General features: G+C 36.5%; 12 protein-coding genes. 6 read left to right on the forward strand and 6 right to left on the reverse strand.

Annotation, left to right across the window (positions count from 1 at the left end):
• The first annotated feature begins 253 nt into the window (after window positions 1-253).
• Window positions 254-2692 (forward strand): glucose/quinate/shikimate family membrane-bound PQQ-dependent dehydrogenase, encoded by a 2439-nt coding sequence (locus ABDV70_RS05755; protein WP_343596152.1) that lies wholly within the window; start codon window positions 254-256, stop codon window positions 2690-2692.
• Between the two features lie 128 nt (window positions 2693-2820).
• On the opposite strand, the gene ABDV70_RS05760 is transcribed toward ABDV70_RS05755, so the two are convergent.
• From ABDV70_RS05760 to ABDV70_RS05780, 5 genes are read right to left on the reverse strand one after another with little or no spacing between them, the layout of a single operon-like run.
• Window positions 2821-4032 carry a DegT/DnrJ/EryC1/StrS family aminotransferase gene (locus ABDV70_RS05760; protein ID WP_343596153.1) on the reverse strand — a complete coding sequence of 404 codons (1212 nt, stop codon included), beginning with the start codon at window positions 4030-4032 and terminating at the stop codon, window positions 2821-2823.
• Window positions 4032-4436, reverse strand: coding sequence for an EamA family transporter (locus ABDV70_RS05765; RefSeq protein ID WP_343596154.1), 405 nt, complete (start codon window positions 4434-4436; stop codon window positions 4032-4034). The genes ABDV70_RS05760 and ABDV70_RS05765 overlap by 1 nt, the downstream gene beginning before the upstream one ends.
• The gene (locus ABDV70_RS05770; protein WP_343596156.1) at window positions 4433-4792 is read right to left on the reverse strand and encodes an EamA family transporter; all 360 of its coding nucleotides are present in this window, start codon (window positions 4790-4792) and stop codon (window positions 4433-4435) included. Before ABDV70_RS05770 ends, ABDV70_RS05765 begins: the two co-directional genes overlap by 4 nt.
• A complete protein-coding gene (locus ABDV70_RS05775) occupies window positions 4789-5670 on the reverse strand; it encodes an alpha/beta fold hydrolase (protein ID WP_343596158.1) in 882 nt (293 codons plus the stop codon). The genes ABDV70_RS05770 and ABDV70_RS05775 overlap by 4 nt, the downstream gene beginning before the upstream one ends.
• Window positions 5667-6380, reverse strand: a complete 714-nt coding sequence (locus ABDV70_RS05780) for an MtnX-like HAD-IB family phosphatase (protein WP_343596160.1) — start codon at window positions 6378-6380, stop codon at window positions 5667-5669. Before ABDV70_RS05780 ends, ABDV70_RS05775 begins: the two co-directional genes overlap by 4 nt.
• Window positions 6381-6684: 304 nt before the next feature.
• On the opposite strand from ABDV70_RS05780, the gene ABDV70_RS05785 reads away from it, so the two are divergent.
• The 4 genes from ABDV70_RS05785 to ABDV70_RS05800 all read left to right on the forward strand — a co-directional run bounded on the left by ABDV70_RS05785 (window position 6685) and on the right by ABDV70_RS05800 (window position 11123).
• Window positions 6685-7437 (forward strand): MipA/OmpV family protein, encoded by a 753-nt coding sequence (locus ABDV70_RS05785; RefSeq protein WP_343596161.1) that lies wholly within the window; start codon window positions 6685-6687, stop codon window positions 7435-7437.
• Between the two features lie 146 nt (window positions 7438-7583).
• On the forward strand, window positions 7584-8966 hold the full coding sequence (locus tag ABDV70_RS05790; protein WP_343596162.1) for an aminotransferase class III-fold pyridoxal phosphate-dependent enzyme: 1383 nt from the start codon (window positions 7584-7586) through the stop codon (window positions 8964-8966).
• Window positions 8967-9159: 193 nt separating this feature from the next.
• A complete protein-coding gene (locus tag ABDV70_RS05795) occupies window positions 9160-10236 on the forward strand; it encodes a GNAT family N-acetyltransferase (RefSeq protein WP_343596164.1) in 1077 nt (358 codons plus the stop codon).
• On the forward strand, window positions 10233-11123 hold the full coding sequence (locus ABDV70_RS05800) for a hypothetical protein (protein WP_343596166.1): 891 nt from the start codon (window positions 10233-10235) through the stop codon (window positions 11121-11123). The genes ABDV70_RS05795 and ABDV70_RS05800 overlap by 4 nt, the downstream gene beginning before the upstream one ends.
• A 462-nt stretch (window positions 11124-11585) precedes the next feature.
• On the opposite strand, the gene ABDV70_RS05805 is transcribed toward ABDV70_RS05800, so the two are convergent.
• Complete coding sequence (locus ABDV70_RS05805; protein WP_343596168.1) at window positions 11586-12947, reverse strand: diguanylate cyclase; 1362 nt, start codon at window positions 12945-12947, stop codon at window positions 11586-11588.
• Window positions 12948-13379: 432 nt separating this feature from the next.
• Here ABDV70_RS05805 and ABDV70_RS05810 point away from each other — a divergent pair, with 432 nt between their 5' ends.
• Window positions 13380-14231 carry a Vmh family MBL fold metallo-hydrolase gene (locus tag ABDV70_RS05810; protein WP_343596170.1) on the forward strand — a complete coding sequence of 284 codons (852 nt, stop codon included), beginning with the start codon at window positions 13380-13382 and terminating at the stop codon, window positions 14229-14231.
• The last annotated feature ends 147 nt before the right edge of the window (window positions 14232-14378 follow it).

Below are 14378 nucleotides of genomic sequence, written 5' to 3' on the forward strand. Positions count from 1 at the left end.
TGAGCGAGATGATCGGTCACGAGTCATTGATAAAAATGCTTTCAATACACCAATTATGCAAATAGTCAGATTGGTATAAAGATGAAGGAATCATTGTCACTATAATCAAGGGATTAGCGTTGGTTTTATTGTTTTGAAAAGATAAAGCCAATACAGGATTTTTGGCACATAGTACAAATTGGTTACAGTATTCTAGGTGCTGTTTTCTGTATCAGAGCAGAAACTAATTTGACACGGAACTGGAGAGAGTTGTATGTCGGATTCACATACTCAACTCAACCCCATATTTAAAATATGGTGTTTTGTATTAGGGTTAGCATTATTGCTAACGGGATTATTCTTTGTCGTGCTTGGTGGTAAGCTCATTGGTCTTGGTGGATCATGGTATTTCTTACTCGCAGGTTTACTGATCACAGCATCTTCCATTTTTATTTTTAAACGAAAAGCATTGGGCGTTACGCTCTATGCTTTAGCTTTTGTGTGTACTGTCATTTGGGCAATTGCCGATGCTGGTTTTGACTTTTGGGCATTACACTCGCGTTTGATGTTCCCAGCAGGGTTATTTGCTGCGGTATTATTTACTTTACCTTCCATTCGTAAAGCTCAAAACCAGACAGCAACCTCGGCTGCACCTGCCTATACATTGGGTGGTTTGACCGTTTTGGGGATGCTTGGCGGTTTATATGGAATGTTTATTCCACATGCCACTGTAGAAGCTGCAGGTCAGGAATTACCATTAATTCCTGTTAGTGCTGCACAAAAACAAGTGAACTGGGATCATTATGGTAATGATGCTGGTGGCAGTCGTTTCTCTGCCTTGGATCAGATTAATCGAACCAATGTTAAAGATTTGAAAGTTGCTTGGACGTATCGTACTGGAGATGCAAGTACAGGTTCGGGAAATGGCGCTGAAGATCAGGAAACACCACTACAAGTGGGCAATAAAGTATTCTTATGTACACCACATAATAATATGATTGCGCTGGATGCCGACACTGGTAAAGAAATCTGGAAAGCTGAAATTAATTCTAAAGCAGATGCATGGGAACGTTGCCGTGGTGTTGCTTACTTTGACTCAACTAAAGCACTTGAGCAACCAAAACTAGCAGGTGCAACAGCGGTGACTGCGGTTGCAACGAATACAAGTTGCCCACGCCGTGTTTATACCAATACACCAGATGGTCGTTTAATTGCAGTCAATGCAGATAATGGTCAACGCTGTGAAGACTTTGGCAACCACGGTACAGTGAACTTGCTAGAAGGCATGGGTGATGGAACCAAAGCGCCACGCTTTGAAGTCACGTCTGCGCCGACATTGGCAGGAACAACGCTGGTTGTAGGTAGCCGTATTGCCGATAACGTCGCAGCAGATATGCCGGGCGGTGTAATTCGTGGTTATGACGTGATTACAGGTAAATTACGCTGGGCATTTGATGCGCGTAATCCAAATCCAAACTACGTGTTAAAACCGGGTGAAATTTATAAACGCAGTTCGGCAAACTCTTGGGCGCCAATGTCTTATGATCCAAAAATGAATACTGTGTTCTTGCCAATGGGAAGTTCATCTGTAGACGTTTGGGGTGGTAACCGTACAGCATTAGACCATAAATACAATACTTCAGTATTGGCGCTAGATGCGACCACAGGTAAAGAAAAATGGGTCTATCAAACGGTTCATAATGACCTTTGGGACTTTGACTTACCGATGCAGCCAAGTCTAGTTGATTTCCCAATGAAAGACGGTGCAACTAAACCTGCTGTTGTCATTGGTACAAAATCAGGTCAATTCTTTGTCCTAGATCGTGTAACAGGTAAGCCATTAACCAAAGTGATTGAACAACCTGTAAAACTTGCAGACATTCAAGGTGAACAGTATTCAAAAACTCAACCACGTTCAGTTGAAATGCCACAAATTGGTAACCAGACTTTAAAAGAGTCCGACATGTGGGGCGCAACTCCATTTGACCAATTGATGTGTCGTATCAGCTTTAAATCAATGCGTTATGATGGTCTGTTTACTGCACCAGGTACTGATGTTTCACTCAGCTTCCCAGGTTCTTTAGGGGGCATGAACTGGGGCTCAATTGCATTTGATCCAACACATCGCTATATGTTTGTGAATGACATGCGCTTAGGTCTATGGATTCAATTGCAGAAACAAACACCAGAAGATGTCAAAATTCAGGCCAATGGCGGCGAGAAAGTGAATACGGGTATGGGTGCTGTGCCGATGCAAGGTACACCATACAAAGTGAACAAAAACCGCTTTATGTCTGTCTTGGGTATTCCGTGTCAAAAACCACCATTTGGTACTATGACTGCAATTGATATGAAAACACGTCAAATTGCATGGCAAGTTCCATTGGGTACAGTTCAAGACACTGGACCATTTGGTATTAAGATGGGCTTGAAAGCACCTATTGGTATGCCAACAATTGGTGGCCCAATGGCAACACAAGGTGGTTTGGTCTTCTTTGCTGCAACACAAGATTACTATCTCCGTGCATTTGATAACTCAACAGGGAAAGAGCTTTGGAAAGGGCGCTTACCAGTTGGTAGCCAAGGTACACCGATTAGCTATGTTTCACCAAAAACAGGAAAACAATATATTGTGATTTCTGCGGGTGGAGCACGTCAATCGCCAGACCACGGTGACTATGTTGTTGCATATGCATTACCTGACAAAAAATAATTTAAAGATTATTTTTATCTAGGCTAAAAGGTTGCCAGAATATCGAAATGATGTTCTGGCAATTTTTTTTATGAAAGAAAAAACAAGAAAATAGACTTAGGGTGAAATAAAATTGTAGAGTAAAAACTCTATTTATCTGTTTCTACAATCTTTTTAATGGTGGTGTAAATGATGTCAAAAGTATCATCATCTAACCAAGCCGAATTTGAAATACTCAAACTTCTTTGGGCAAAACTGTTGGCTTCGGGTGTATTTTCCTTTAAATGACTTAAAGCTGGGTATTGAGAAATAGCTCGAACAAATAACTTAGTGACCCCTAAACCATGTGTCCATAACGCATCTAAAATAGCGGTTGTTATTTCTGCTTGGTCTGTCAGGAGTAATAAAAACGGAAAATTTGAAAGATGGTCGGTACTTTCTTCAAAAACACGAATATGTGGCAATTGCTTCAACCGTTCAATGCGCTTTTTGGCCTGAGTTTGTGCTTTTAACCAATGTTCAGGTAAGCGAGATACAGCCGCCGCCGCAACTCGGCTTCGCCATAGACCAAGCTGATGTACAGGAATATCATCCTGATCAAAATCGTCACCTACTGCGGCAATGTCATCATGTTTTTTTAGTGCAGCACGTAAAGAATGTCCGTAAATTAAACCTAAAGTGGAGGGATGATATAAAAAGGTATATCCCAATAACTCGACTGTACGTTTAATTTCCCAGTGTTTAAGCACTGGTAAATCTAGGCTGGCTTTGTTTAATTTTTGATGTAACTCAGGATCTTTACTGAATAACACACCACCTTCAGCACTGGTTAATCCTTTACCGAAGGCAAGGCTAAAGAAACCAATATCACCATATAAACCGACACTTTGGCCTTGAAATTGAGCCCCCATTGCTTGGGCGGCATCTTCAATGATAAAAGCCCGATGTTGATCGGCAATGTGTTTAATCGCTTCTAAGTTACACACCAAACCTGCAATATGTGTTGCCAAAATTGCAAGAGTATTGGCAGAACTTTTTGCGGCTAATTCGGTCAGATTAAAATCAAAACTATTCTTTTTCACATCACACAAAACAACAGTCAGTCCAATTTTTTCAATTGCTAAAGGGACTAAAGGACATGTCCAAGCTGGAATAATGACCTGTTTTTTTTCAGGGTGTATCGATTGTAAGGTTTTTAATGCAATAATCAGTGCTACTGTCCCTGAACAGGTCAGGGCAGGCACAGGAATATGTAACAGATGTGCTAGTGCATTTGCCAAATTGGTTTTATGCTGCCAAGGAAGAAGATCTTTCCATAAAATCGGCAAGCCATCTGTTGGTGGGATTTCTTTGCGTAGCATTAGGAATGAATATTGTGAGGAATTTGTTCAGCATCCATTTGCGATTCATCTTTGGCTAAAAAGAACACACCACAAATGATAAATAGAGCGCCAATAATTTTGGTTAAAGTTAAAGGTTCGTTAAATAACCACATAGACAATATTGTGACACTAATCAATTCAAGATGCGATGCAGCAAAAGCAGGGCCCACAGGTGCGTGTTTAAGTAAACTCATCCACGTAAAAAAAGCACCAATATAGCCAACAAATGCACCATAAATCCATGGGTGGGAAAATACCCGAATCAGCCAAGGTAAATCAAATGAAAGTGGCATCGCATGTATTGAGGCGAACTTAAAACTGATTTGCGCCAATGTATCAAACGCCATCAGCACTAAAAAACCAATAATATAAAAGGATCTCATGCGCCTAATCCTACAACAGTCACGCCAATAGAAATTAAAATAACGCCGATTAATCGATTTCTTGAAAGTTTTTCATTAAAGAAGAAACGACCAGCAATCATGATCACGACGATATTGATACTTCCTAGCATGATTCCATCAGACAGAGGAACTAAAGATAAAAATGCTAGCCAAGCGACAAATTCAAACACATAGCTGACAATACCAATCCATAACCAAGGACGTTTAATCATGGATTTCCAATGATTAAGTCCCGAATGCTCGGTATTTTCAGATGCGGCTGCTTTAAAGGCCAATTGACCAATCGTGTCGATCAGAATTGTTAAAATCCATGCACCAAAAACCAATAGACTCATACTGAATGACCCAATTCTTTGTCGAGTTCAGCCGACTCAGCCATACATGCAACTGGATTTTTTTCTGGATCTTGATGTGTATCCTGAATAAATTTTAATGATTCATCAATGACTTTTTTGCGGTCATTGTCAATGGTGATCATATGGTAGCTATTTTCAAGCCAGATGAGTTGTTTTGTGCCAGAAACCCGATCATAGACCAGTTGGCTGTTACGACGGTGTGCAATATCATCATCGTAAGCATGAAGTGATAGAGATGGTGCAGTAATTTTATGCAAATTTTTACGAACATCACGAGAGAGACGTTGTAGCTGATATAACGAATGCCAAGGATTTCCAGGTAAACCTGCTTCGCTACTGTCACCACTATTCATTGCATTGACAATACGGGCACGTAAAGCTTCATTGCGAATACCATAAGGTTCTGCTTCATCAAATGTTTTGTGGCGACCAATGTTCAAATGATAAACCAGTGGCAGTGCGATAGGTGCTGCAACTTTTGACCAGAGTGGGATACTCCAGCCGTTATATTTGAAAGTAGGGCTGTAGCTGATAACGCCTTTGACTGGATGCTCCGATGCATATTTTAAAGCAAGGAGCGCGCCCATAGATAAGCCTGCAACATAGAGTTCATCGACATGTTGTTTTAGCTTTTCTGCAGCATCACAAACACTGGCGTACCAGTCTTCCCAACGTGTCTGAACAAGATCTTCAATATCACCACAATGTCCTGCAAGTTGAACGCCATAAACGCTATAACCTGCCTGATGAAAGGATCTGGCAATGCCACGCATTTCATTCGGTGTACCTGTTAAACCATGAACCAGCAAAATACCAATACGATTCCCTGAAAGAAAAAAAGTATTATCGGAAATCATGCGATCACCATATCTGCATTATTTGGTTCTAGGTCACTACGAAGTAGTTTCATTAACGGTTTTTGAATATCGGAAAAATATTCAAAAGCAACATGTTGGATATTTTTATGCAGACAATGCTGAATTAATGATTTTTTAGCAAATACATAGTCGGCAGTTTCTGCAAGACAAAAATCAGAACGACCATCACCAATTAAAATGATTTGTTCCTGAAAATGTTGTTCTGCAACTTTGCATTTACATGTGCCGCTTTGGCTAATACAGCGTGGATTTGCATTTGGAAATTCAAGTGTCCAACTTTGGGTATCAATTTGAACAAGTCGATTGGCAATAATTGGCAAATGCGTCAAATTATATTTTCTTAGGATGTAACGAATTACGACATCTAGGCCATCACTGACAATGGTTAATGGAATATGATGCTTGCTGGCTAATTTCACCAGTTCAAGAAAACCTTGATCAATTTCAATTCCATCCAAACATTGATGTAATTGCTTTTCAGACATGTCAAGCAGCTCAATTTGGCGCTGCATACAGATTCTGGAACCAATTTTTCCTTGTTCCCATTCTTGTTCGATTTCTTCCCAACCTGACTTGGCAAAAGTTTCCAGAAGGTGATCTGTTGTATCTTTTAGGCTGATTGTACCATCAAAGTCACATAAAATATGCCATTGAACTGAAGGGGGGATATCGTGACTGATCAGAAACATAAAAGCCTCACGGGTTATCTTAAAACAAGTTTTCTTCGTTTTCCGAAGAATATGGGCGAATAATATTGTTTGAATATTAAACAAAGCTTAGCTTATTGACATAGGCTGGATAAAATAAAAGCAGTTTCTATAATTTGACTGCTGAATATATCAGAATAAAGAATGTCTTTTAAGGAAAAGCATTGAAAAGTATTCTATACAATTTACAATAAAAAAGCTTGTTGTATATAATGTGCAGCTAATGCTTGTAAAATTTAAACAAATAGGAATATTTCTATTTTTACCTAAAATGAGATAGTTGCATATGACTAAAAAAAGCTTAAGAAACATAAAAATAAGTTTACTTGTTATTGTGTCATTCAGTCCGATTATCAGCTATGCAGGCGATTCAGAGAAATTAAAAGTCGGGCTCAATTATTCGTTGGATTTTCAACAATATAAAGGTAAAAAGACAACATCGAGTTTGTTACCTGTTGTGTTCTATGATAATCAAAAACAGTATATTGAAGGTAGTGAGTTAGGACTTTATCTATTAAATGATGATAAAAACCAACTTAGATTAAATGCTTATTATGATGGAAGTTATTTTGAACCATCGGGTGCTGTCAGTGCATTAAAAACCAGAAAATGGTCTGTGATGTCTGGAGCAAGTTACATGCGGATCACACCATTTGGTGGTTTTAAAGCCCAAATTGGCACAGATATTCTTTCGCGGAGTAAGGGAACAGTCGCTACGTTATCTTATCTGGCGGAACTCGATATTGATAAATGGTCGATATATCCAGAAATTGGTTATCAATGGAATGATCGAAAATATAATCAATATTACTATGGCATCAGTCAGTCTGAAGCTGAAAATAGTGGTTTGTCTGTTTATACACCGAAAGACAGTATACAGCCTTATGCGAGTCTAAATTTTAGCTATGACTTGACAAAAACATGGAATATTGTGGGTGGGGTGGATATAAATTATTTATCCAAACAACAATATAATAGCCCGATGGTAAAAAATCGTCTTGATATTTCACCATCTTTGGGATTCATCTTTAAATTTTAAGATTAATTTCAGAAAATTATTTTTAACTGGGCAACCGTGAAATAAAGGAAGTCGTTTTTAATTGGTTTGAGTAAAAACGACTAAAATTTATTTAATTATATTGTAACGATGGCAGTACATAACTTATCTAAAAAAGGATAGTTTTAATGACAATTAATGAAGCTCAACTATTGGCGGATGAAGCAAAGTATTGCTCCCATGGAGATACTGTTCACTACGTAAATCCGCCTAAAATTTTTACAAATTGTGAAGGAAGTTATGTTTTTGACGATCATGGTACACCTTATCTAGATCTACAAATGTGGTATTCAGCTGTAAACTTCGGCTATAAAAATCCACGATTAGACCAAGCATTAATTGATCAAATTCACACACTCCCACAAATTGCGAGCCAATATTTACACCCAACAAAAATTGAACTCAGCAAGATTCTTGCTGAAGATATGTTGAAAAAAACAGGTGTTCAAGGGCGTATTCACTATAACGTGGGCGGTTCTCAGTCAATTGAAGACTCTCTAAAGCTAGTTCGTAACTTCTGTAAAGGCAAAAGTCGTATGTTTGCTTTTGAAGGTGGTTATCATGGCCGTACATTAGGTGCTTCATCGATCACTTCTAGTTATCGCTACCGTCGTCGTTATGGACATTTTGGTGAACGTGCGCAATTTATTCCTTTCCCATATCCATTCCGTCGTCCAAAAGGAATGACACCTGAAGAATATGCAGTCAAACTTGTTGCAGAATTCCGCCGTTTATTTGAAAACGAATACCATGGTGTTTGGGATCCAAAAGTACGTGAAAGCGAATTTGCGGCATTCTATATTGAAACCATTCAAGGTACAGGTGGTTATGTCATTCCACCAATGAACTTCTATCCTGAATTGAAAAAAGTACTGGATGACCACGGTATTCTGCTTGTTGTCGATGAAATTCAGATGGGCTTCTACCGTACAGGTAAATTATGGTCATTTGAACATTTCGGTATTACACCAGACGTACTTGTATTTGGTAAGGCATTGACCAATGGCTTAAACCCACTTGCAGGTGTTTGGGCGAAAGAAGAAATGATCAACCCAGAAGTTTTCCCTGTAGGTTCTACACATTCAACCTTCGCTTCAAACCCATTGGGTACAGCTGTTGGTTTGGAAGTGATGAAAATGCTTGCTGAAAAAGATTATGAAAAACAAATCATGGAAAGCGGTGCTTACTTCCTTGAAGGCTTAAAAGATCTTCAATCACGTCATCCTGAAATTGGTGATGTGGATGGTTTAGGCTTGGCACTTCGTGCAGAAATCTGTCAAACAGATGGCTTTACACCAAACAAAGATCTTTTAGACAAAATGGTTGATATTGGTTTGTCTGGTACGCTTGAATATCAAGGTAACCAATGTGGTCTAGTTCTAGATGTTGGTGGTTATTATAAAAACGTCATTACTTTTGCACCTAGTCTTGAAATCTCAAGAGCTGAAATTGATCAAGCAATGGTATTGTTAGAGCAAGTGTTAGTACGTGCGAAAAAAGAAATGAACTAACCGCTTTATTTCGCTATTCATCATATTCGATGAATGGTGAAGTCAAAAGGTCGCTATTATCTGGAATAGCTGAATTTATTTGGCTATTCCTTTTTATCATGAATGATAATATATTAAGTTAATTAGTTTCGTTTTGATACATCATTAAGAGCCGAGGATGTATTGATGCTGGATTGTGACGAATTGAGCCAATATGAATGTAAAAACAAATTTAAATCAATTAGAACCACAATCTTTGATTGATGCTTTTTTAAAATATCCTCCTGACACCTTCAATGTACAAGATTCCAACGAAAAATTATCATATTTTACAACGCAGTTTAATTTATTAACGACACTAGATATCCCTGTTCGTAAAAAAATTGAGTCGATCATTGGATACCAGCATTGGGGTAAATTGTTACATCTTTCAACCTGTTTTATTGGTACAACCGTTACTGAATATACTGTTTTATCAAAAGATTTTAATGTCCAGCAAATTGTCGAGAAATTAAAAAAAAGTGCTGCGAAGAATACATTAACTATTATTAAAGATTTACCTTTAAATTCTCCTTTGCTTACAGATTTTGAAAACCAATTTAGTCAAGACTTAATCAATGCAGCGGAAAAAGCAGGTTTTCTTTCTGTAGAAGGACAAGCCTTAGCTTATGTACCCATTGACTTTACAGATCGTGAAGATTATCTGTCTAGGCTTTCTAAAAGTCGTCGAAAAAACTTGAAGCGAAAGTTAAAAAGCTTAGATGAATTAACTTTAGAGATTGTTGATACAGGTGCTGAACTTTTTAAAGACAATGCCTTTAGACAGCATTTATATCAACTTTATTTGGCGGTTTATCAACAAAGTGAAATCCATTTTGATTTATTAACGGTAGATTTTTTTGATGAGATTTTACAAAATGAGCACAGTGGAGGAAGAGTTTTTCTATATTGGAAAGACACTACTTTAGTGGGTTATAATATATGTTATGAATATAAAAATAATTTAATTGATAAATATATTGGTCTAAATTATGACTTGGCGATGGAATATAATTTGTATTTTATTAGCTGGTTTGTCAATTTGGATTATGCGAAACAACAAAATTTAAAATTTTATGTTGCAGGTTGGACAGACCCTGAAGTGAAATCAAAGTTGGGGGCGAACTTTACCTTTACGCGCCATTTGGTTTGGATTAAGCAACCTGTATTACGCTTTATCCTAAGACGACTGCGTCATTTATTTGAATCAGATACACATTGGTATACGCAATCACAGGAGTCAAAATCATGAATATGGAACCATTACGTCAAACTGTTGTTCTGAATTTTGATGACTCTACGGGTATTCCTGAAGGTGCGCTCAATCTCGATCTAAGTTCATGGCAAGAAACCATTCGTTTTGGATGTAAATGGAATCAATTTAATCAATTATCAGAATATTTAAACCATCAGTTGCCTTTAAATACAGAGTTAGGCTGTGTATTAATCGGTAGCGGTGATTATCACCATCTTACACAATATCTTTTAAATCGATTTGACGATACTCAGTCATTTCATTTAATTGTGTGTGATAATCACCCTGATAATATGCGTTATCCATTTGGAATTCATTGTGGTTCATGGGTATATTGGGCAAGTTTGTTACCACAAGTCGCACGTATTGATGTGATTGGTATTGGCTCGAATGATATTAGTTTAAAACATGCTTGGGAAAATCATTGGTCGCCATTGCGTAATGGTAAACTTCATTATTGGAGCATTCAGCAAGATGCCAGTTGGACCAAATATATTGGCGCATCTTCTGCTTGGCATAGTTTTCAAAATGCTGATGATTTAATGCAAGCATTTTTAGCAGAAATTTCTTCTATTCATTTGCCGATGTATTTATCGATTGATAAGGATGTATTATCCAAAGAAGTTGTGATGACCAATTGGGATCAAGGACATTTTCTTGAACATCATTTGCAGGATCTGATTCGCCATAGTGAAGGAAAGTTAATCGGTGCTGATATTACGGGAGATGTTTCTGCATATCATTATCAAAGTTATTTTAAGCGTTTTCTTAGTGCGTCGGATGGGCAAAGTGAAGCTGTCTCTCATGATATTGCCTTGTGGCAAGTGGCACAAAAACAGTTGAACCAAAGACTAATTGACGCATTTGATCAAGCATGGATGTAGCGTATATTTGATTGGATTGACTGATATTTTAAAAATAGTCAGTAATGAAAAGTCGATTAAACAAAATTTGAAGATCTATTTTATCTGAACTGAGTAATGAAATTTTAAAATTGGAAATACGATGCTCTCAATAGTTATATTTTTTATTTTAGAGAATAATACCAATTAAAAATCAGCCATTAGAGATTTTACTTAACTATAGAATCAGTTAACATTTATATATAAACAATATTTCATAGTTTATTTTTGGTATATTTAAGTAACAATAAAATATACTTCTTCTTTTAAAAGACAAAAAAGGATAAACGATCTTGATAGAAAAAGATGTATTTGCCTTATGAAATAAACATAGATAAGCCTAAAGAATCTATCGCAAGCTGTTCGCGAATTGATGTATCTAAAATGAGGTGAGTTTAATTTAAAACTCATCTCATTTTAATTAAAACTTATATTGACTGTGTGTTAATCAGAAAAGACAACATTGTTTCGACCATTTTGTTTTGCAGAATACAATGCCATATCGGCGGCATCAATGAAGCGTTGATAGTCTGGGTGCCCATCATATAATGTGACCCCAATTGAAACAGTAAAGCAGATTGGATTACCATTTTGGGAAATAAGGTTTGAATTTTCAACTTCATGGCGGATTTGATTTGCAATACTATGGGCGGCTTTTTCATCACAATTAATTTGTAATAATAAAAACTCTTCACCACCTATACGAAAGGCATAATCACTTGCTCTGGTGTATTTTAGAATAATTGAAGAAATATGTTTCAGTACTGTATCACCTACAGCATGACCATATTGGTCATTAATATTTTTAAAATAATCTACATCAAGTGCAAGCATTGCTAAAGGCGTATTTCCTGATTTAGCTAGCGTAATTTCGCGGGTTAAAATCGTATTTAAATAACGACGGTTAAGCAATTGGGTCAATGGATCATTGCCTGAATCAATATATTCAGCAAGTTGGAATAATTGATTCATTAAAATCGTGATTTCCCGATTTTTATCTCGAATGATTTGAATTAATTTGATGGCTTGTTGTTGATTGGCACTTTGTAAAATCTGCTGATTTAGTTGGTCAACTTCATGAATAGTGTCAATAATGATATTTACTTGGTCTGAACCCGTAAAAACATAGGCTGCTTTATGAATAAACCAAAGCCCAAATTCAGATTTAGATAAAGTCGGATGCGTAATGTTAACCCCATTTGAAAACACTTTAAACATCAGTTCATTTTCCCAATCAAGTAGCGAACTACGTTGTTTGTCTTTTTGAACTGAAATATCCTGCATGGCAGAAAATAAACGATAGGAGTGTTTAGTATTATTATTTTCATCGACACTATGCTCATAAGATTTACACATCAGCTCAGCAGAAAAGCTCATGATATTCATGACATGGTTGAGGACAAAAAAGTAATTTCCTTCTTTTTCTTCGGTTAGTAGAGGATAAATTTTATCTTCGATTTGGCGTATACCTCGAATAATTAACCATGAAGGAATGCCAATACGCGCATGAACTTTGCCGATATTAAGCTGTTTTTGAACAATTTCTTCAAAGTTTTTTTTGAATGGCGCATCAAAAGTTTCTTTCATCCATTGATTAAGCGAAGATTTTAATCTGTTTTGTATAAGTTCATTATTTAAAAATTTACTGGCTTCTTTTTCTTGAATCATGTTTGCATAAAAAACATCTACAAGGTCGACTGTATGTTGATGAATAAATTTGGAGATAAAATCTAAGTCATTTGTTGAATATCGATTACAAAAGTCCTCCCATTGCTGTGCCAGCATCGAGATATATTCTTGATTCATTACAAATGCCCTAAAATAAGTGTGAAATTATAAAGATAGTATGGCTTTTTATTTAACCCATTCAACTGCGATAGTATACCAATGATTGTGGTCTAAAAGATCAACAAGATATCAGTTTTAGCGAATATATAATATAAACAGACACATAATTTTTTACATAAAAATATATTAAAAAAATAGAATATGATGTGCTTGAAATTTTAATTGTTTAAGATAAACTTTAATTGTTTAAATTTTGAATAAAATTTATATAAAATCATAAACTAACTTTTTAGGTTATTGCTTACCTAATGTTTGTTTTGAAATGAAGATAATTGATATATAAAAAAGCCCGCTTTGTCGAGCTCATTTTGGCTTTTAAAGCGCTGAGATGAGTAACTAAAGTTAGGCTTTATTTTAATTATGAATGAAAATTAATGTAGGAAACTAAAAATGAAAAAATTATTACTTTTAACGGGTATGGGCTTATTGAGCGTAACAGCATTTGCCGCGCCTTTAGAATATCAAACGTATAATCCTCAAGGAAATGCAGTTTTTCCAGTGTCTTCAACGTTGATTACTGGACAGCATGATGCCGTACTCGTTGATGCACAATTTAGTGTGAAAGATGGCGAGCAATTGGTGGATATCATCCAAAAAAGTGGTAAAAATTTAAAATATATCGTGATTACAGCAGGTGACCCAGATTTTTACTTTGGTTTAGAACCGATTGTAAAAGCATTTCCAAAAGCAAAAATTATTGCAACGCCTAAAGTAGTAGAACATATTGAACAGACCAAAGCAGAAAAACTGGCATATTGGAGTCCTATCTTAAAAGATGGTGCGCCAACACAACTGTTTGTACCCAAAGCAACGACGTTAAAAACGTTGACATTAGAGAACCAAAAAATTCAGTTTAAAGATACAAATTCTTATGCAGCTTATTTATGGGTTCCTAAAGACCGTACAATATTAGGTGGTGTAGGCGTATCTTCGGGTATTTATGTGTGGTCTGCGGATACGCAAACTAAAAAGGAGCGTTCACAATGGCTGCATACATTAAAAAATATGCAAGCATTGCACCCTAAAAATGTGATTCCTGGGCATTACGTAGGTGATATTCCAAAAGGCACAGCTGCAATTCAGTTTACCTATCAATATCTTACTGATTTTGAAAAAATCTTAAAAACGAATTCGAGTTCAGCGGCAGTTATTGCAGTGATGAAAGCAAAATACCCGCATTTGGCTGAAGAGAATTCTTTAGAAATCAGCGCTAAAGTGAATACTGGTGAAATGAAGTGGTAAGTATGGCTGTAAGTAGACACTCACTTTGAGTGAGTGTCTTGTGTCTAATTTGAACTGTTTTTAAAAAATAAAAACAAAGTTGGATATGATAAATCTAATCATGTACTGATTTCATTTTTATAAGTTGTAATATTTTTAAGTTATTGA

It is taken from the genome of Acinetobacter sp., assembly GCF_039596015.1.
Taxonomy (GTDB): Bacteria; Pseudomonadota; Gammaproteobacteria; order Pseudomonadales; family Moraxellaceae; genus Acinetobacter.

Coding starts and splice junctions, on each gene's coding strand:
- ABDV70_RS05755 (WP_343596152.1), top strand. CDS start 254: ATGTCGGATTCACATACTCAACTCAACCCCATATTTAAAATATGGTGT.
- ABDV70_RS05760 (WP_343596153.1), bottom strand. CDS start 4,032: ATGCTACGCAAAGAAATCCCACCAACAGATGGCTTGCCGATTTTATGG.
- ABDV70_RS05765 (WP_343596154.1), bottom strand. CDS start 4,436: ATGAGATCCTTTTATATTATTGGTTTTTTAGTGCTGATGGCGTTTGAT.
- ABDV70_RS05770 (WP_343596156.1), bottom strand. CDS start 4,792: ATGAGTCTATTGGTTTTTGGTGCATGGATTTTAACAATTCTGATCGAC.
- ABDV70_RS05775 (WP_343596158.1), bottom strand. CDS start 5,670: ATGATTTCCGATAATACTTTTTTTCTTTCAGGGAATCGTATTGGTATT.
- ABDV70_RS05780 (WP_343596160.1), bottom strand. CDS start 6,380: ATGTTTCTGATCAGTCACGATATCCCCCCTTCAGTTCAATGGCATATT.
- ABDV70_RS05785 (WP_343596161.1), top strand. CDS start 6,685: ATGACTAAAAAAAGCTTAAGAAACATAAAAATAAGTTTACTTGTTATT.
- ABDV70_RS05790 (WP_343596162.1), top strand. CDS start 7,584: ATGACAATTAATGAAGCTCAACTATTGGCGGATGAAGCAAAGTATTGC.
- ABDV70_RS05795 (WP_343596164.1), top strand. CDS start 9,160: ATGAATGTAAAAACAAATTTAAATCAATTAGAACCACAATCTTTGATT.
- ABDV70_RS05800 (WP_343596166.1), top strand. CDS start 10,233: ATGAATATGGAACCATTACGTCAAACTGTTGTTCTGAATTTTGATGAC.
- ABDV70_RS05805 (WP_343596168.1), bottom strand. CDS start 12,947: ATGAATCAAGAATATATCTCGATGCTGGCACAGCAATGGGAGGACTTT.
- ABDV70_RS05810 (WP_343596170.1), top strand. CDS start 13,380: ATGAAAAAATTATTACTTTTAACGGGTATGGGCTTATTGAGCGTAACA.